This is a genomic window from Rhizobium leguminosarum, assembly GCF_004123835.1.
Classification (GTDB): domain Bacteria; phylum Pseudomonadota; class Alphaproteobacteria; order Rhizobiales; family Rhizobiaceae; genus Rhizobium; species Rhizobium leguminosarum_M.
Map to the genome: position 1 here is coordinate 1 of NZ_MZMU01000007.1, position 18,511 is coordinate 18,511.

Consider the following 18,511-nt stretch of genomic DNA (forward strand, 5'->3'; position numbering starts at 1 on the left):
GTGACGGCGTCGAGCGTGGCCAGATTCTGTGCAAGCCGGGTTCGGTCAAGCCGCACAAGAAGTTCATGGCAGAAGCCTACATCCTGACGAAGGAAGAGGGTGGCCGTCATACGCCGTTCTTCACCAATTACCGTCCGCAGTTCTACTTCCGCACGACCGACGTGACGGGCATTGTGACACTGCCGGAAGGCACCGAGATGGTTATGCCGGGCGACAACGTCACGGTGTCGGTCGAGCTGATCGTTCCGATCGCGATGGAAGAAAAGCTGCGCTTCGCTATCCGCGAAGGCGGCCGCACCGTCGGCGCCGGCATCGTCGCGTCGATCGTCGAGTAACTTTCGAGTTATCCGCAATTATGAAGACCCCGCTGGAAACAGCGGGGTTTTTCATTTTCATGGCTTCCTGTAGGTTTAACAGGTGTTGTAAAAATATCGTTAAATTGGCCTGTCACAGTATTTTGTTCATCTCACGTTCAGAAACCGGTTTGTGATTGGATCATTGTAGTCCAGACTCCTTCTTGCAAAGAGGAGAGCCCGGATGATTCCAAAGGCCACATTCGCTGCGACGATATTCGCGATGTATGTTTTCACGATGTTTTTCATCGCTGCAATACCGCAAGAAGTTGTTCAGTCTGCCGTAGTGCAGATTGGCGAGGTAAGTGTCGTCAAGTGACGACCTTTGCCGAGCATCGCAGGGTTCTGCGATGATCGGAAATGATCGGCCAGGTGCTCCCGGATAGGATGCTCCTGGCGACGCGGGGGTGAGCCCTTGCATGACGCTCGCTTGCTCTTCGCGCGGAAGCGTCTATCTATGCCTCCGATTTCATGACGCGGAGGATATTCCATGAAGAGACGTATTCTGTTCACGGGCGGTTCGGGCAAGGCAGGTCGCCATGCTGTGCCGTGGCTCGTCAATGCCGGCTACGAGGTTCACAACCTCGATCTCGTGCCGCTGGATAGCCCCGGCGTCACCAATCTCATCGCCGACATCACCGATAGCGGTCAGGTCTTCAACGCGCTCTCGATGCATCGCGATTTTCCCGATCTCGATGCGGGCAGGGGCGTGCAGCCCTTCGACGCCGTCGTACATTTCGCCGCCATCCCGCGCATCCTGATCAGGCCCGATAACGAAACCTTCCGGATCAACACGATGGGCACCTATAATGTCATCGAGGCGGCGGTGAAGCTCGGCATCAGGAAGATTATCGTCGCATCGAGCGAGACGACCTACGGCGTCTGCTTCGCCGAAGGCCATCGCGATTTCCACCAGTTCCCGTTGGAGGAGGATTACGACGTCAATCCGATGGATTCCTACGGCCTTTCCAAGGTGGTCAACGAAAAGACGGCACGCGCCTTTGCCGAACGTTCGGGCTTCGATATCTATGCGCTGCGCATCGGCAACGTCATCGAGCCTGACGAATACGAGAAGTTTCCGACCTATTTCAGCAATCCCGAGATGCGCAAGCGTATCGCCTGGAGCTATATCGACGCTCGCGATCTCGGGCAGATCTGCCATCTCTGCATAGAGAAGGACGGCCTCGGCTACCAGGTCTTCAACGCTGCCAACGACACCGTCTCTGCCAATACGCCATCGAAAGAGCTTGCGAAGCGATTCTTTCCGAACGTGCCCTTCACCCGCGAGATCGGCGAATATGAGGGCCTGCTCTCCAACCGCAAGATCCGCGAGGTGCTGGGTTTTAAGGAAGAGCACGATTGGCGGAAATATGTGAAGGTCTGAACGGACCGTGGTTTCGCGATTGAAAGGCCGATCGCTCGCATATCAGGAGAATGGCTTTGAAAATCGAAAATCGTGCTTGCCAATCCCGTGCCGTCGTCTTAAAGGGAGCGCCATGCTTTTCAGCAGCGATTTGCGGGCCTTGGCCTAGGCGCTGAATGATCGGTATGAAGGGGTATAGCTCAGTTGGTAGAGCGGCGGTCTCCAAAACCGCAGGTCGTAGGTTCGAGCCCTACTGCCCCTGCCATTTCCTTGATGCGGGATAGCGCGGACATGCTCGCGGCATTTCCGGCCGGGGATTGATTGGTGGTAAGTAATTTCGTTAAACTTCGGTTTCCCTCTTGTGTATTCGGAAATCGGTGTTTATTTAGGGTTCAACAGACACGCGGTGCGTGGGGCTGATAGTTTCAGCTTTACGCGCCGTAATTGCGTGGGCAGTCGATGGCATCCAAATCCAATCCGTTTGCGTTTCTGCAGCAGGTTCGCTCCGAGACGTCTAAAGTTACATGGCCGTCGCGCCGCGAGACCATGATCTCGACGGTCATGGTGCTGGTGATGGTGGTTTTCGCCGCGCTGTTTTTCTTTGCCGCTGACCAGCTGATCGGCTGGGCTCTGAGCTTCGTGCTGAATACCGGCAACTGATACGGGTGGAGATGAAAATGGCGGCACGTTGGTACATCGTCCACGCATATTCAAATTTTGAAAAGAAGGTGGCTGAAGACATCGAGAACAAGGCTCGCCAGAAGGGGCTTGAGCACCTGTTCGAGAAGATCCTCGTGCCGACTGAAAAGGTGGTGGAAGTGCGTCGCGGCCGCAAGGTCGATTCCGAGCGCAAGTTTTTCCCGGGCTATGTCATGGTTCGTGCCAATCTGACGGACGAAGCCTACCACCTGATCAAGAACACGCCGAAGGTCACAGGTTTCCTCGGCTCCGACAATAAGCCCGTTCCGATTCCGGATTATGAAGCCGAGCGCATTCTCGGTCAGGTCCAGGAAGGTGTCGAGCGGCCGAAGGCTTCCATTACCTTCGAGATCGGCGAGCAGGTCCGCGTTTCCGACGGCCCGTTCGCGTCGTTCAACGGCACGGTTCAGGATGTGGACGAAGAACGTTCGCGCCTGAAGGTGGAAGTGTCGATCTTCGGCCGCGCAACGCCGGTCGAGCTGGAATACGCTCAGGTCGAGAAGGTCTGATTGCAGAAACTGGAAGCTGGCCCTTGCGGCCTGTTTCCTGCGGACCTTGTCCGCACCCGCGTGGAAGGTGAGGGGTCTTAGCCGGACCCTAAGGATCCGCACCACGCAACCGCAGCCGCCGGAGAGATCCGGCATCACGGGCCGGGCGACCGGCCGTTCATGAAAGGCAGAGAGATATGGCTAAGAAAGTTGCAGGCCAGCTCAAGCTTCAGGTCAAGGCAGGATCGGCAAACCCGTCCCCGCCGATTGGTCCGGCGCTTGGTCAGCGTGGCATTAACATCATGGAATTCTGCAAGGCGTTCAATGCCGCCACGCAGGAAATGGAAAAGGGCATGCCGATCCCGGTCGTCATCACCTATTACCAGGACAAGTCCTTCACCTTCGCGATGAAGCAGCCGCCGGTCAGCTACTGGCTGAAGAAGGAAGCGAAGATCACGTCCGGTTCCAAGACGCCCGGCAAGGGCGCCAAGGCCGGCTCCCTCACCAAGGCTCAGATCAAGTCGATCGCGGAAGCCAAGATGAAGGATCTGAACGCAGCGGATATCGAAGGTGCAATGGCGATGATCGAGGGCTCTGCCCGCGCCATGGGCCTGGAAGTGGTGGGTTAAGATCATGGCTGGTAAGCGCACGCAGAAGATCAACGAAGGTGTTGATCCCACCAAGCTCTACGCTCTGACCCTGGCCATTGGCATGGTCAAGGAACGGGCTGTCGCCAAGTTCGACGAAACCATCGAAGTCTCGATGAACCTCGGCGTCGACCCGCGCCATGCGGACCAGATGGTTCGCGGCGTTGTCAACCTGCCGAACGGCACGGGCCGCACGGTTCGCGTTGCCGTCTTCGCTCGTGGCGCCAAGGCTGACGAAGCCAAGGCCGCCGGTGCCGATATCGTCGGCGCCGAAGACCTCGTCGAAATCGTCCAGGGCGGCAAGATCGAATTCGATCGCTGCATTGCCACCCCCGACATGATGCCGCTCGTCGGCCGTCTCGGTAAGGTTCTCGGTCCGCGCGGCATGATGCCGAACCCGAAGGTCGGCACCGTCACCATGGACGTCGCCGGAGCCGTTAAGGCTTCCAAGGGCGGCGCTGTCGAGTTCCGCGTCGAGAAGGCCGGCATCGTCCATGCCGGTATCGGCAAGGCTTCGTTCGACGCCAAGGCTCTGGAAGAAAACATCCGCGCCTTTGCTGACGCCGTCATCAAGGCGAAGCCGGCTGGCGCCAAGGGCAACTACGTCAAGCGCGTGGCGATTTCCTCGACCATGGGCCCGGGCGTCAAGATCGAGCCCGGCTCGGTCACCGGTGCTCCGGCTGCGTAAGTTTATGGCCGGGCTTTAAGTCCGGCGACTGAATTTCCGGCCTCGCAAGGGGCCGGAATATTCCGGAGAAATCCGGAATCCTGTCCGAGATTGCAGGTGGTTTTCCCTTAATCACTGTGCCTGCATGAGACGGGTAAGACCCGAATTGCAAGAAGTTCGCTTCTAGGAATTCGGTTCGAGCCTTGGATGCCTTGTGCCTCTTTAGCCTTGATTGGCGCGAGAGCGCGGGGGGACAGGATCCTCAAGCGTCGCTTGGGATCTCTCATGATCCCAGGAGGCAAAAGGCAACCGGCGGGCCCATTTTCGGTCCCGCCAACTGGAGATAGGCAGTGGAAAGAGCGGAAAAACGCGAATTCGTCACGGAACTGAACGAAGTCTTCAAGGCTTCGGGCTCAGTTGTCGTGGCCCACTATGCTGGTGCCACAGTCGCGCAGATGAACGATTTTCGTTCGAAGATGCGCGCAGCTGGCGGTACCGTCAAAGTCGCGAAGAACCGCCTGGCCAAGATTGCCCTTCAGGGTACGGAAGCGGAAGGGATGTCCAATCTCTTCAAGGGTCAGACGCTGATTGCATACAGCACCGATCCGATCACCGCTCCGAAGGTCGTCATGGATTTCGCCAAGACCAATGACAAGATCATTGTTCTGGGCGGCGCCATGGGAACAACCACGCTCAACGCCGATGCAGTCAAGTCGCTTGCGACCCTGCCTTCGCTCGATGAGCTGCGTGCGAAGCTGCTGGGCATGATCCAGACACCGGCTACCCGCATCGCTGGGGTTGTTGCAGCACCGGCAAGCCAGCTTGCCCGCGTGTTTGCGGCCTACGCCAAGAAGGACGAAGCCGCGTAAGGCGGTTTTTCGCTGTTTATAATCAACCGGTTCGAACCGAACAAAAGGAACTAGTAAAATGGCTGATCTCGCAAAGATCGTTGACGACCTCTCCTCGCTGACCGTTCTGGAAGCTGCAGAACTGTCGAAGCTTCTCGAAGAAAAGTGGGGCGTTTCCGCTGCTGCTCCGGTAGCTGTTGCTGCCGCTGCCGGCGGTGCTGGTGCTGCTGCTGTCGTTGAAGAAGAAAAGACCGAGTTCGACGTCATCCTCACGGATGTCGGCGCCAACAAGATCAACGTCATCAAGGAAGTCCGCGCCATCACCGGTCTCGGCCTCAAGGAAGCCAAGGACCTCGTCGAAGCCGCTCCGAAGGCTGTCAAGGAAGGCGTCAACAAGGCTGAAGCCGCTGACATCAAGAAGAAGCTTGAAGACGCCGGCGCCAAGGCCGACGTCAAGTAATCTTGAACTGCTTTTGGGAGGCAGTATCTCTACTGCCTCCCATTTGCCGTTTTTCTGAACGAATTACCCAAAAGCCGCGTCGAAACGGCTTTTGGGTAATGGGTTCTTCAAAAGGATGGTCTCGCACCGAGGGCAGCACAGCAATCCGAGCTGAGCGTTTTCTGGGGTCGGACGAGATTGAACTACTCATTGATTGACGGGATCGACTGGCCATCGGTTCCCGTCCGTTGCAGGCCCGGGTGCAAGATTTTGAAGGAGCGACGATGGCTCAGACCCTTTCGTTCAACGGTCGCAGGCGCGTACGCAAGTTTTTTGGTAAGATCCCCGAAGTCGCAGAAATGCCGAACCTCATCGAGGTTCAGAAGGCGTCCTACGACCAGTTTCTAATGGTTGAAGAGCCGAAGGGCGGCCGACCCGACGAAGGTCTTCAGGCCGTTTTCAAGTCGGTTTTCCCGATCACCGATTTCTCCGGTGCATCCATGCTGGAGTTCGTGTCCTACGAGTTCGAACCGCCGAAGTTCGACGTTGACGAATGCCGTCAGCGCGACCTGACCTATGCTGCACCCCTGAAGGTGACGCTGCGCCTCATCGTGTTCGATATCGACGAGGATACCGGCGCGAAGTCGATCAAGGACATCAAGGAACAGTCCGTTTACATGGGCGACATGCCGCTCATGACCAACAACGGCACGTTCATCGTCAACGGCACCGAGCGCGTCATCGTCTCCCAGATGCACCGTTCGCCGGGCGTCTTCTTCGATCACGACAAGGGCAAGAGCCATTCGTCCGGCAAGCTGCTCTTTGCTGCGCGTGTCATCCCCTATCGCGGTTCCTGGCTCGATATCGAATTCGACGCCAAGGACATCGTCTACGCTCGTATCGACCGCCGCCGCAAGATCCCTGTGACGTCGCTGCTGATGGCGCTCGGCATGGACGGCGAGGAAATCCTCGACACCTTCTACACGAAGTCGCTCTACAAGCGCGACGGCGAAGGCTGGCGCATTCCCTTCAAGCCGGAAACGCTGAAGGGTGCCAAGGCGATCACCGAGATGGTCGACGCCGATACCGGCGAAGTCGTCGTCGAAGCCGGCAAGAAGCTGACCCCGCGCCTGCTGCGCACGCTGTCCGACAAGGGTCTGAAGGCCCTCAAGGCCGCCGACGACGATCTTTACGGCAACTACCTCGCCGGCGACATCGTCAACTACTCGACGGGTGAGATCTACCTCGAGGCCGGCGACGAAATCGACGAGAAGACGCTTGGCATCATCCTGGCGAACGGTTTCGACGAGATCCCGGTTCTCGGCATCGACCACATCAATGTCGGCGCCTATATCCGCAACACGCTGACAGCCGACAAGAACGAGAACCGTCAGGACGCTCTGTTCGACATCTACCGCGTCATGCGTCCGGGTGAGCCGCCGACCATGGAATCGGCCGAAGCCATGTTCAACTCGCTGTTCTTCGATGCGGAGCGTTACGACCTCTCCGCCGTCGGCCGCGTCAAGATGAACATGCGCCTCGACCTGACCGTCGAAGACACCGTCCGCATCCTGCGCAAGGACGACATTCTGGCCGTGGTCAGGATGCTGGTCGAACTGCGCGACGGCAAGGGCGAGATCGACGACATCGACAACCTCGGCAACCGCCGCGTCCGTTCGGTCGGCGAGCTGATGGAAAACCAGTACCGTCTCGGCCTGCTGCGCATGGAGCGCGCGATCAAGGAACGCATGTCCTCGATCGAGATCGACACGGTCATGCCGCAGGATCTGATCAATGCCAAGCCGGCTGCCGCAGCCGTCCGCGAATTCTTCGGTTCCTCGCAGCTTTCGCAGTTCATGGACCAGGTCAACCCGCTCTCGGAAATCACCCACAAGCGCCGTCTTTCGGCTCTTGGCCCGGGCGGTCTGACCCGTGAGCGCGCCGGCTTCGAAGTGCGCGACGTGCATCCGACCCACTATGGCCGCATCTGCCCGATCGAAACGCCGGAAGGCCCGAATATCGGTCTGATCAACTCGCTTGCGACCTTTGCCCGCGTCAACAAGTACGGCTTCATCGAAAGCCCGTACCGCCGCATCGTCGACGGCAAGGTGACGAGCGACGTGCTCTACCTCTCCGCCATGGAAGAGGCGAAGTACTACGTCGCCCAGGCCAACGCCGAGATGAACGCTGACGGTTCCTTCGTCGACGAATTCGTCGTCTGCCGTCATGCCGGCGAAGTCATGCTCGCCCCGCGCGACAGCATGAACCTGATGGACGTCTCGCCGAAGCAGGTCGTTTCGGTCGCAGCCGCGCTCATCCCGTTCCTGGAAAATGACGACGCCAACCGCGCGCTCATGGGCTCGAACATGCAGCGTCAGGCAGTGCCGCTGCTGCGTGCCGAAGCTCCGTTCGTCGGGACCGGCATGGAGCCGGTCGTCGCCCGTGACTCTGGCGCCGCCATCGGTGCCCGCCGCGGCGGCGTGGTCGACCAGGTCGACGCGACGCGTATCGTTATCCGCGCCACGGAAGACCTCGAAGCCGGCAAGTCCGGCGTCGATATCTACCGCCTGCAGAAGTTCCAGCGTTCGAACCAGAACACCTGCGTCAACCAGCGCCCGCTGGTCACCGTTGGTGACGAGGTCAACCGTGGCGACATCCTCGCCGACGGCCCGTCGACCGATCTCGGCGACCTGGCGCTCGGCCGCAACGCGCTCGTCGCGTTCATGCCCTGGAACGGCTACAACTACGAAGACTCGATCCTGCTCTCCGAGCGTATCGTTGCCGACGACGTGTTCACCTCCATCCACATCGAAGAATTCGAAGTGATGGCGCGCGACACCAAGCTTGGTCCCGAGGAAATCACCCGCGATATTCCGAACGTTTCGGAAGAAGCGCTGAAGAACCTCGACGAAGCTGGCATCGTCTATATCGGCGCCGAAGTTCAGCCGGGCGATATCCTTGTCGGCAAGATCACCCCGAAGGGCGAAAGCCCTATGACGCCGGAAGAAAAGCTTCTGCGCGCCATCTTCGGCGAAAAGGCCTCCGACGTGCGCGACACCTCCATGCGCATGCCGCCCGGCACTTACGGCACCATCGTCGAAGTTCGCGTCTTCAACCGCCACGGCGTTGAAAAGGACGAACGTGCGATGGCGATCGAGCGCGAAGAGATCGAGCGTCTGGCAAAGGACCGTGACGACGAGCAGGCAATTCTCGACCGTAACGTCTACGGCCGTCTGATCGAGATGCTGCGCGGCCAGGCCTCCATTGCCGGCCCGAAGGGCTTCAAGAAGGGCAGCGAGCTTTCGAACGCCGTCGTCTCCGAATATCCCCGCTCGCAGTGGTGGATGTTCGCGGTCGAAGACGAAAAGGTCCAGAGCGAGCTCGAAGCGCTCCGCGGCCAGTACGACGAATCCAAGTCGCGCCTCGAACAGCGCTTCATGGACAAGGTCGAAAAGGTCCAGCGCGGCGATGAAATGCCTCCTGGCGTCATGAAGATGGTCAAGGTCTTCGTCGCCGTAAAGCGCAAGATCCAGCCGGGCGACAAGATGGCCGGCCGTCACGGGAACAAGGGCGTCGTCTCGCGCATTGTGCCGGTGGAGGACATGCCGTTCCTCGAAGACGGCACGCATGTCGACGTCGTTCTGAACCCGCTCGGCGTGCCTTCGCGCATGAACGTCGGCCAGATTCTGGAAACCCATCTGGGTTGGGCTTGCGCCGGCATGGGTCGCCAGATCGGCGAACTGATCGACGCATACAAGGCCAATGGCAACATTGAGCCGCTGCGCAAGACCATCGGCGATGTCGTCGGAGACGGCCCGAAGGCCGAACAGGTCCATGAGTTCGACGATGACTCGGTTCTGCGTCTCGCCGACCAGTGGAAGCGCGGCGTTTCGATTGCGACGCCTGTTTTCGACGGCGCGAACGAAGCCGACGTCAACGACATGCTGCGTCTGGCAGGTCTCAAGGACAGCGGTCAGTCGACGCTCTATGACGGCCGTACCGGTGAGCAGTTCGACCGCCAGGTGACCGTGGGCTACATCTACATGCTGAAGCTCAACCACTTGGTCGACGACAAGATCCATGCTCGTTCGATCGGACCTTACTCGCTCGTGACCCAGCAGCCGCTGGGCGGCAAGGCGCAGTTCGGCGGCCAGCGCTTCGGTGAAATGGAAGTCTGGGCGCTCGAAGCATACGGCGCTGCCTACACGCTGCAGGAAATGCTGACGGTGAAGTCGGACGACGTCGCCGGCCGCACCAAGGTCTACGAAGCCATCGTCCGCGGAGACGACACGTTCGAAGCCGGTATTCCGGAAAGCTTCAACGTTCTCGTCAAGGAAATGCGCTCGCTGGGCCTCAGCGTCGAGCTCGAGAACACCAAGCTTGACGAGGCGCAGGCAGCTCAGCTGCCCGACGCGGCCGAGTAAGCACTTGATAGGGCGTGCGCTGCCAATGCGGCGCACGCCGGTCCCGCCGGGCGCCGTATCCGTGTCGGCCCGGAAGGGAAGTTTCGCCGCATCCAGCGGTTATTCTCGTTTAAGCGAGGGAGGCGGCTCCCGGGAATTTGCCGCCGACCATCGCATTTTGAGGGCGCTTTAGCCCATGAAGGAGACAGGCATGAACCAAGAGGTCATGAATCTTTTCAATCCGCAGGTGCCTGCACAGAATTTCGATTCCATTCGGATTTCGATCGCGTCTCCGGAGAAGATCCTCTCCTGGTCTTACGGTGAGATCAAGAAGCCGGAAACCATCAACTACCGTACGTTCAAGCCGGAACGTGACGGTCTGTTCTGCGCGCGCATCTTCGGGCCGATCAAGGACTACGAATGCCTGTGCGGCAAGTACAAGCGTATGAAGTACAAGGGCATCATCTGCGAAAAGTGCGGCGTCGAAGTCACGCTGTCGCGCGTTCGCCGTGAGCGCATGGGCCATATCGAGCTCGCCGCTCCCGTTGCCCACATCTGGTTCCTGAAGTCGCTGCCATCACGCATTTCGACGCTGCTCGACATGACGCTGAAGGATGTCGAGCGCGTCCTTTACTTCGAAAACTACATCGTCACCGAGCCGGGCCTGACCGCCCTGAAGGAGCACCAGCTCCTCTCGGAAGAAGAGTACATGCTCGCTGTCGACGAATACGGCGAAGACCAGTTTACCGCGATGATCGGTGCCGAGGCGATCTACGAGATGCTGGCCTCGATGAACCTCGAAAAGATCGCCGGCGACCTGCGCGCCGAGCTTGCCGACACCACGTCGGATCTCAAGCAGAAGAAGCTGATGAAGCGCCTGAAGATCGTCGAGAACTTCATGGAGTCGGGCAACCGTCCGGAATGGATGATCATGAAGGTCGTTCCGGTCATCCCGCCGGATCTGCGTCCGCTGGTTCCGCTCGACGGCGGCCGTTTCGCGACGTCGGATCTGAACGATCTCTACCGCCGCGTCATCAACCGTAACAACCGTCTGAAGCGCCTGATCGAGCTTCGTGCGCCTGGCATCATCATTCGCAACGAAAAGCGCATGCTGCAGGAATCCGTTGACGCGCTGTTCGACAACGGCCGTCGCGGCCGCGTCATCACCGGCGCCAACAAGCGTCCGCTGAAGTCGCTCTCCGACATGCTGAAGGGCAAGCAGGGCCGCTTCCGCCAGAACCTGCTCGGCAAGCGCGTCGACTATTCCGGCCGTTCGGTCATCGTCACCGGTCCGGAACTGAAGCTCCACCAGTGCGGCCTGCCGAAGAAGATGGCGCTCGAGCTCTTCAAGCCGTTCATCTATGCCCGCCTCGACGCCAAGGGTTACTCCTCGACCGTCAAGCAGGCCAAGAAGCTGGTCGAAAAGGAAAAGCCGGAAGTCTGGGATATCCTCGACGAGGTCATCCGCGAGCATCCGGTTCTCTTGAACCGCGCACCGACGCTGCACCGCCTGGGCATCCAGGCCTTTGAACCTATCCTGGTCGAAGGCAAGGCGATCCAGCTGCATCCGCTCGTCTGCACGGCCTTCAACGCCGACTTCGACGGTGACCAGATGGCCGTTCACGTGCCGCTGTCGCTCGAAGCTCAGCTCGAAGCCCGCGTGCTGATGATGTCGACCAACAACATCCTGCATCCGGCCAACGGCGCGCCGATCATCGTTCCCTCGCAGGACATGGTTCTCGGCCTCTACTATCTGTCGATCCTCAACCAGAACGAGCCGGGCGAAGGCATGGCCTTCTCCGATCTCGGCGAGCTGCATCACGCCCTCGAAAGCAAGGTCGTGACGCTGCACACCAAGATCCGCGGCCGCTTCAAGTCGGTCGACGAGGATGGCAAGCCTTACTCGAAGATCTATGAGACGACGCCTGGCCGTCTGCTCATCGGCGAACTGCTGCCGAAGAACGGCAAGGTGCCCTTCGATATCTGCAACCAGGAAATGACCAAGAAGAACATCTCGAAGATGATCGACACGGTCTATCGCCATTGCGGCCAGAAGGACACGGTCATTTTCTGCGACCGCATCATGCAGCTCGGCTTCGCCCATGCCTGCCGCGCCGGCATTTCGTTCGGCAAGGACGACATGGTCATTCCGGATGCCAAGGCCAAGATCGTTGCCGACACCGAAAACCTGGTGAAGGAATACGAGCAGCAGTACAATGACGGCCTCATCACCCAGGGCGAGAAGTACAACAAGGTTGTCGACGCTTGGGGCAAGGCGACCGAAAAGGTCGCCGAAGAGATGATGGCCCGCATTAAGGCGGTCGAATTCGACGAGAAGACCGGTCGCCAGAAGCCGATGAACTCGATCTACATGATGAGCCACTCCGGTGCCCGCGGTTCTCCGAACCAGATGCGCCAGCTGGGCGGCATGCGTGGCCTCATGGCCAAGCCGTCGGGCGAAATCATCGAGACTCCGATCATCTCGAACTTCAAGGAAGGCCTGACCGTCAACGAGTACTTCAACTCGACGCACGGCGCCCGTAAGGGCCTGGCAGACACCGCCCTGAAGACCGCTAACTCCGGCTACCTGACCCGCCGTCTCGTCGACGTCGCGCAGGATTGCATCGTCACGCACGTCGATTGCGGAACGCAGACGGGCCTCACCATGACCGCCATCGTCGATGCCGGCCAGGTGGTTGCCTCGATCGGCGCCCGTATCCTCGGCCGCACGGCGCTCGACGACATCGATCATCCGGTCACCGGTGAGCGTATCGTCGATGCCGGCAAGATGATCCTCGAGCCCGATGTCGTCGAAATCGAGAAGGCCGGCATCCAGTCGATCCGCATCCGCTCGGCGCTGACCTGCGAAATCCAGACGGGCGTCTGCTCGGTCTGCTACGGCCGCGACCTCGCGCGCGGTACGCCGGTCAACATGGGCGAAGCCGTCGGCGTCATCGCCGCTCAGTCGATCGGCGAGCCGGGCACCCAGCTCACCATGCGTACCTTCCACCTTGGCGGTACGGCAACCGTGGTCGACCAGTCGTTCCTCGAAGCTTCGTACGAAGGTACGGTGCAGATCAAGAACCGCAACATCCTGCGCAACTCCGATGGCAACCTCGTTGCCATGGGCCGCAACATGACCGTCCAGATCCTGGACGAACGTGGTGTCGAGCGGTCGTCGCAGCGTGTGGCCTACGGTTCGAAGCTGCATGTCGACGAAGGCGACAAGGTCAAGCGCGGCCAGCGCCTGGCAGAGTGGGATCCCTACACCCGTCCGATGATGACGGAAGTGGCCGGTACCGTTCAGTTTGAAGATCTGGTCGACGGTCTCTCCGTTCTGGAAGCGACCGACGAATCGACCGGCATCACCAAGCGTCAGGTCATCGACTGGCGTTCGACCCCGCGCGGCTCGGACCTCAAGCCGGCGATCGTCATCAAGGATGCCAGCGGCAATATCGCGAAGCTGTCCCGTGGCGGTGACGCCCGCTTCTTCCTCTCGGTCGATGCGATCCTGTCGGTCGAGCCGGGCACGAAGGTCTCCCAGGGTGACGTTCTCGCTCGTTCGCCGCTCGAAAGCGCCAAGACCAAGGACATCACCGGCGGTCTGCCGCGTGTTGCCGAATTGTTCGAAGCCCGCCGTCCGAAGGACCACGCCATCATCGCAGAGATCGATGGTACGATCCGTCTCGGCCGCGACTACAAGAACAAGCGTCGCGTCATCATCGAGCCGGCGGAAGACGGTGTCGAGCCTGTCGAATACCTGATCCCGAAGGGCAAGCCCTTCCACCTTCAGGAAGGCGACTATATCGAAAAGGGTGACTATATCCTCGACGGTAACCCGGCTCCGCACGACATCCTGGCGATCAAGGGCGTGGAGGCTCTGGCCTCCTACCTCGTCAACGAGATCCAGGAAGTCTACCGCCTGCAGGGCGTCGTCATCAACGACAAGCACATCGAGGTGATTGTCCGTCAGATGCTGCAGAAGGTGGAAATCACCGATGCGGGCGACTCGACCTATATCGTTGGCGACAATGTCGACCGGATCGAGCTCGAAGACGTCAACGATCACCTGATCGAGCAGGGCAAGAAGCCAGCCTACGGCGATCCGGTTCTTCTCGGCATCACCAAGGCGTCGCTGCAGACCCCGTCCTTCATCTCGGCCGCGTCCTTCCAGGAAACGACCAAGGTGCTGACGGAAGCTGCGATCGCCGGCAAGACCGACGGCCTGCAGGGTCTGAAGGAAAACGTCATCGTCGGCCGTCTTATCCCGGCCGGTACTGGCGGAACCATGACCCAGATCCGCCGCATCGCCACGTCGCGCGACGAGATGATCCTCGAAGAGCGCCGCAAGGGCACCGGTGCTGCGGTCGCCACGCCGATGCTGCAGGACATGGCCGAAAAGGCTCCGGCTGCGGAATAATCCGCGGCTGAAGTCGACGAATTGAAAAACCGCCCGGAGCGATCCGGGCGGTTTTCGTTTTTTGTCTGCTCTGATTGGTCTGGCGGGGAGAGAGGGCGCTGCCTTCCGCTTGTGCTGCCTGTGGCGACCGGCAGCGTGAGCGGCGGCTCCCTTCAGTTGAATCGGATGATCGCGACTTCGCCTTCGACGGCGCCCTGGTAGGCAGATGCGTGCGGTTCTTCGGCTGGGATCTCGGTCAGCATGCCGATCTGGTCGAGATCGGCCTCGATGAAGCCTTCCTCGGCAAGGGCGTTCAAGGCCTCGCGTACGGCAGTGTCGTCGTCAGGCGCCTTCAGCATGATGTGCAGGTCGATGCCTTCGCTGGCGTCGGACTCGTAGCCCTTGCCGATGATGATGAAGATCATCGGGCCGTCGAAATTATTGTCGTTATCAGGTGTCGTGATCATCGCCTGTCCTTCGGCTCTTTGACGATTCGGTCGCTCGAATCCTGCTGTGAGGGCCGAGCGCCGCAATTGCTGATTCCTTAACTGCTTTTGCTGCAATGCCCAAGTTTTTATCTTGGTGCACAGCCGTGAATGCGTCTAGAAGAATGAAACAGGGCGTTCGTCCGGCATATCAAGGCGATACGGCGAGTTTATTTCTTAACCGGCCTTGACGAGACGGGTGGAAACCAGTAGTACCCCGGCCATCAGATCCCATGTGAGGCTTGGCTGTTCGGGGCGACTCGCCCTGAAGTTCACCTCAAACAAGGTTCTAAACGCACGTTGAAGTCATGATGCTGCACGCACGACGCATATTTTATGCGTCCTCTGCTCCTTGTGGTCCATCTGCGGAAGCGGATCGGGCCATATTTTGCGCATTGACGGAAAGCGTACGTCACTGCCGGAGACGGCGCGAGTTCAAGCCCGCAAGGGTACTGAGATAAAACGTAAGGGATGGTTGAATGCCTACCGTAAACCAGCTGATCCGCAAGCCTCGCCAGGCGAACGTAAAGCGTAACAAGGTTCCCGCACTCCAGGAGAACCCGCAGAAGCGCGGCGTTTGCACGCGCGTCTACACGACGACGCCGAAGAAGCCGAACTCGGCTCTGCGTAAGGTCGCAAAGATCCGCCTGACCAACGGCTTCGAAGTCATTGGTTACATCCCCGGCGAAGGTCACAACCTTCAGGAGCACTCCGTCGTCATGATCCGTGGCGGCCGCGTCAAGGACCTTCCGGGTGTCCGTTATCACATCATCCGCGGCGTTCTCGATACCCAGGGTGTCAAGAACCGCAAGCAGCGCCGCTCCAAGTACGGCGCGAAGCGTCCGAAGTAATTCGGTTTTTGAATAATCCGGCGCTGCGCGAGGTCCTCCGCGTCATGAAGCGCCTTAACGGTTGAAGAGACAAAATATGTCCAGACGTCATAAAGCAGAAAAGCGCGAGATCAATCCGGACCCGAAGTTCGGCGATCTCGTCGTCACCAAGTTCATGAATGCCATCATGCTCGACGGCAAGAAGTCCGTTGCTGAAAACATCGTCTACGGTGCGTTCGACGTAGTCCACGGCAAGTCCAAGCAGGAGCCGCTCACGGTTTTCCATTCTGCACTTGAGAACATTGCCCCGCACGTTGAAGTCCGCTCGCGTCGTGTCGGTGGTGCGACCTATCAGGTTCCCGTCGATGTTCGTCCGGAGCGCCGCCAGGCTCTTGCTATTCGCTGGCTGATCGCTGCTGCCCGCAAGCGCAATGAAACGACTATGGTTGACCGCCTTTCCGGCGAACTGCTCGATGCGTCCAACAACCGCGGCTCCGCCGTCAAGAAGCGCGAAGACACGCATAAGATGGCTGACGCCAACCGCGCGTTCTCGCACTATCGCTGGTAATTCCGAACGGTATCGAAAGGCAGTCCACAATGGCTCGCGAATATAAGATCGAAGACTACCGTAATTTCGGTATCATGGCGCATATCGACGCCGGCAAGACCACGACCACCGAGCGTATTCTTTATTACACCGGCAAGTCGCACAAGATCGGCGAAGTCCACGACGGCGCAGCCACCATGGACTGGATGGAGCAGGAGCAGGAGCGTGGCATCACGATCACCTCTGCTGCCACCACGACCTACTGGAAGGGTCGTGACGGCAAAATGCGCCGCTTCAACATTATCGACACTCCCGGCCACGTCGACTTCACCATTGAAGTCGAGCGCTCGCTGCGCGTTCTCGACGGCGCCATCGCGCTGCTCGACGCCAACGCCGGTGTTGAGCCGCAGACGGAAACCGTCTGGCGTCAGGCCGAGAAGTACAATGTCCCGCGGATGATCTTCTGCAACAAGATGGACAAGACCGGTGCGGACTTCTACCGCTCCGTCGAGATGATCAAGACCCGTCTCGGTGCAACGGCTGTCGTCATGCAGCTGCCGATCGGTGCAGAAACCGAATTCAAGGGTGTCATCGACCTGGTCGAGATGAATGCACTCATCTGGCGCGACGAGTCGCTCGGCGCCCAGTGGGATGTTGTCGAGATCCCCGAGGACATGAAGGCTAAGGCTGAAGAATATCGCGAAAAGCTGATCGAGACGGTCGTCGACATCGACGAAGCCGCCACCGAAGCTTACCTCGAAGGCATTCTGCCCGACAACGATCAGATCCGTGCGCTGGTTCGCCGCGGCACGATCGACGTCAAGTTCCATCCGATGTTCTGCGGCACCGCCTTCAAGAACAAGGGCGTGCAACCGCTGCTCGACGCCGTCGTCGACTACCTGCCGTCGCCGATGGACATCCCGGCGATCAAGGGCATCGATTTCAAGACGGAAGCCGAAATCGAGCGTCATGCCGATGACAGCGAGCCGCTTTCCATGCTCGCCTTCAAGATCATGAACGACCCCTTCGTCGGTTCGCTGACCTTCGCCCGCATCTACTCGGGCAAGCTCGAGAAGGGCACGTCGGTCATCAATACGGTCAAGGACAAGCGCGAGCGCGTCGGCCGTATGCTGCAGATGCACTCCAACTCGCGTGAAGACATCGAAGAAGCCTTCGCAGGCGACATCGTGGCTCTCGCTGGCCTCAAGGAAACCACGACGGGCGACACGCTCTGCGATCCGCTGAAGCCGGTTATCCTCGAGCGCATGGAATTCCCGGAGCCGGTCATCCAGATCGCCATCGAGCCGAAGACCAAGGGCGACCAGGAAAAGATGGGCTTGGCGCTCAACCGCCTGGCTGCTGAAGATCCGTCCTTCCGCGTCAAGACCGACCAGGAATCAGGCCAGACCATCATCGCCGGCATGGGCGAACTGCATCTCGACATCATCGTCGACCGCATGCGTCGTGAATTCAAGGTCGAAGCAACCGTCGGCGCGCCGCAGGTTGCCTACCGCGAAACCATCACCAGGACGCATGAAGAGGACTACACGCACAAGAAGCAGTCCGGTGGTACCGGCCAGTTCGCGCGCGTCAAGATCGTCTTCGAACCGAACCCGGACGGCGACGAATTCAAGTTCGAATCGAAGATCGTCGGCGGTTCCGTTCCGAAGGAATACATCCCCGGCGTCCAGAAGGGCATCGAAAGCGTTCTGTCTTCGGGTCCGCTCGCAGGCTTCCCGATGCTCGGCGTCAAGGCGACCCTCATCGACGGCGCCTTCCACGACGTCGACTCCTCGGTTCTCGCCTTCGAAATCGCATCGCGTGCCTGCTTCCGTGAAGCAGCCAGGAAGGCCGGCGCTCAGCTGCTCGAGCCGATGATGAAGGTCGAAGTCGTCACCCCGGAAGATTACGTTGGCGACGTTATCGGCGACCTGAACTCCCGTCGCGGTCAGATCCAGGGCCAGGAAAGCCGTGGTATCGCCGTCGTCATCAACGCGAACGTCCCGCTCGCGAACATGTTCAAGTACGTCGACAACCTGCGCTCCATGTCCCAGGGCCGCGCTCAGTACACGATGACCTTCGATCACTATTCGCCGGTCCCGTCGAACGTCGCAACTGAAATCCAGGCAAAGTATTCCGGTCAGAAGTGACCGGAATACCAATTGACCGATAACAAGAATTAGATCCCTTCGGGGACTAGCAAAACGGAGACCCGAAAATGGGAAAGAGTAAGTTTGAGCGCAACAAGCCGCACGTCAACATTGGCACGATTGGCCACGTTGACCACGGCAAGACGTCTCTGACGGCAGCGATCACGAAGTACTTCGGTGAGTACAAGGCGTA

14 protein-coding genes, 1 tRNA gene and 1 pseudogene are annotated in these 18,511 nt (G+C 59.4%); 15 read left to right on the top strand and 1 reads right to left on the bottom strand.

Annotated features, from left to right (window positions below; all coding sequences use genetic code 11):
- From tuf to rpoC, 11 genes and pseudogenes are all read left to right on the top strand, one after another.
- Positions 1–335: pseudogene (gene tuf, locus B5P46_RS12360) on the top strand (elongation factor Tu); the annotation flags it as partial.
- Between the two features lie 508 nt (positions 336–843).
- Complete coding sequence (locus tag B5P46_RS12365; RefSeq protein WP_129418915.1) at positions 844–1,737, top strand: NAD-dependent epimerase/dehydratase family protein; 894 nt, start codon at positions 844–846, stop codon at positions 1,735–1,737.
- Positions 1,738–1,905: 168 nt separating this feature from the next.
- A tRNA-Trp gene (locus B5P46_RS12370) sits at positions 1,906–1,981 on the top strand.
- A gap of 194 nt (positions 1,982–2,175) precedes the next feature.
- Entirely contained in the window at positions 2,176–2,376 is a 201-nt protein-coding gene (gene secE, locus B5P46_RS12375; protein WP_003547514.1) for a preprotein translocase subunit SecE, read from the top strand.
- A 17-nt stretch (positions 2,377–2,393) separates the two neighbouring features.
- Entirely contained in the window at positions 2,394–2,924 is a 531-nt protein-coding gene (nusG, locus tag B5P46_RS12380) for a transcription termination/antitermination protein NusG (RefSeq protein ID WP_003547516.1), read from the top strand.
- 176 nt (positions 2,925–3,100) lie between these two features.
- Entirely contained in the window at positions 3,101–3,532 is a 432-nt protein-coding gene (gene rplK / locus B5P46_RS12385; RefSeq protein WP_003547518.1) for a 50S ribosomal protein L11, read from the top strand.
- Positions 3,533–3,536: 4 nt separating this feature from the next.
- A complete protein-coding gene (gene rplA, locus B5P46_RS12390) occupies positions 3,537–4,238 on the top strand; it encodes a 50S ribosomal protein L1 (RefSeq protein WP_003547520.1) in 702 nt (233 codons plus the stop codon).
- A gap of 329 nt (positions 4,239–4,567) precedes the next feature.
- Complete coding sequence (gene rplJ, locus B5P46_RS12395) at positions 4,568–5,086, top strand: 50S ribosomal protein L10 (protein ID WP_003547522.1); 519 nt, start codon at positions 4,568–4,570, stop codon at positions 5,084–5,086.
- Positions 5,087–5,144: 58 nt separating this feature from the next.
- A complete protein-coding gene (rplL, locus tag B5P46_RS12400; RefSeq protein ID WP_025394140.1) occupies positions 5,145–5,525 on the top strand; it encodes a 50S ribosomal protein L7/L12 in 381 nt (126 codons plus the stop codon).
- A 263-nt stretch (positions 5,526–5,788) separates the two neighbouring features.
- On the top strand, positions 5,789–9,928 hold the full coding sequence (gene rpoB / locus B5P46_RS12405; protein ID WP_028744174.1) for a DNA-directed RNA polymerase subunit beta: 4,140 nt from the start codon (positions 5,789–5,791) through the stop codon (positions 9,926–9,928).
- A gap of 190 nt (positions 9,929–10,118) precedes the next feature.
- On the top strand, positions 10,119–14,327 hold the full coding sequence (gene rpoC, locus B5P46_RS12410) for a DNA-directed RNA polymerase subunit beta' (protein WP_011651420.1): 4,209 nt from the start codon (positions 10,119–10,121) through the stop codon (positions 14,325–14,327).
- Between the two features lie 152 nt (positions 14,328–14,479).
- Here rpoC and B5P46_RS12415 read toward each other — a convergent pair whose 3' ends face one another.
- Positions 14,480–14,773, bottom strand: a complete 294-nt coding sequence (locus tag B5P46_RS12415) for a hypothetical protein (protein ID WP_011651421.1) — start codon at positions 14,771–14,773, stop codon at positions 14,480–14,482.
- Positions 14,774–15,270: 497 nt separating this feature from the next.
- Between B5P46_RS12415 and rpsL the strand changes: the two genes are divergently transcribed.
- From rpsL to B5P46_RS12435, 4 genes are all read left to right on the top strand, one after another.
- Positions 15,271–15,642 carry a 30S ribosomal protein S12 gene (gene rpsL, locus B5P46_RS12420; RefSeq protein WP_003547537.1) on the top strand — a complete coding sequence of 124 codons (372 nt, stop codon included), beginning with the start codon at positions 15,271–15,273 and terminating at the stop codon, positions 15,640–15,642.
- 76 nt (positions 15,643–15,718) lie between these two features.
- Entirely contained in the window at positions 15,719–16,189 is a 471-nt protein-coding gene (gene rpsG, locus B5P46_RS12425; RefSeq protein WP_003547538.1) for a 30S ribosomal protein S7, read from the top strand.
- Positions 16,190–16,218: 29 nt separating this feature from the next.
- The gene (gene fusA / locus B5P46_RS12430; RefSeq protein WP_027685041.1) at positions 16,219–18,318 is read left to right on the top strand and encodes an elongation factor G; all 2,100 of its coding nucleotides are present in this window, start codon (positions 16,219–16,221) and stop codon (positions 18,316–18,318) included.
- A 68-nt stretch (positions 18,319–18,386) separates the two neighbouring features.
- The coding region (locus tag B5P46_RS12435; RefSeq protein WP_245456151.1) for a GTP-binding protein at positions 18,387–18,511 on the top strand (125 nt) is incomplete at its 3' end.

Excerpts from the sequence above, each read along its gene's own strand:
- B5P46_RS12365 (WP_129418915.1), top strand. The coding sequence starts at position 844 with ATGAAGAGACGTATTCTGTTCACGGGCGGTTCGGGCAAGGCAGGTCGC.
- secE (WP_003547514.1), top strand. The coding sequence starts at position 2,176 with ATGGCATCCAAATCCAATCCGTTTGCGTTTCTGCAGCAGGTTCGCTCC.
- nusG (WP_003547516.1), top strand. The coding sequence starts at position 2,394 with ATGGCGGCACGTTGGTACATCGTCCACGCATATTCAAATTTTGAAAAG.
- rplK (WP_003547518.1), top strand. The coding sequence starts at position 3,101 with ATGGCTAAGAAAGTTGCAGGCCAGCTCAAGCTTCAGGTCAAGGCAGGA.
- rplA (WP_003547520.1), top strand. The coding sequence starts at position 3,537 with ATGGCTGGTAAGCGCACGCAGAAGATCAACGAAGGTGTTGATCCCACC.
- rplL (WP_025394140.1), top strand. The coding sequence starts at position 5,145 with ATGGCTGATCTCGCAAAGATCGTTGACGACCTCTCCTCGCTGACCGTT.
- rpoB (WP_028744174.1), top strand. The coding sequence starts at position 5,789 with ATGGCTCAGACCCTTTCGTTCAACGGTCGCAGGCGCGTACGCAAGTTT.
- rpoC (WP_011651420.1), top strand. The coding sequence starts at position 10,119 with ATGAACCAAGAGGTCATGAATCTTTTCAATCCGCAGGTGCCTGCACAG.
- B5P46_RS12415 (WP_011651421.1), bottom strand. The coding sequence starts at position 14,773 with ATGATCACGACACCTGATAACGACAATAATTTCGACGGCCCGATGATC.
- rpsL (WP_003547537.1), top strand. The coding sequence starts at position 15,271 with ATGCCTACCGTAAACCAGCTGATCCGCAAGCCTCGCCAGGCGAACGTA.
- rpsG (WP_003547538.1), top strand. The coding sequence starts at position 15,719 with ATGTCCAGACGTCATAAAGCAGAAAAGCGCGAGATCAATCCGGACCCG.
- fusA (WP_027685041.1), top strand. The coding sequence starts at position 16,219 with ATGGCTCGCGAATATAAGATCGAAGACTACCGTAATTTCGGTATCATG.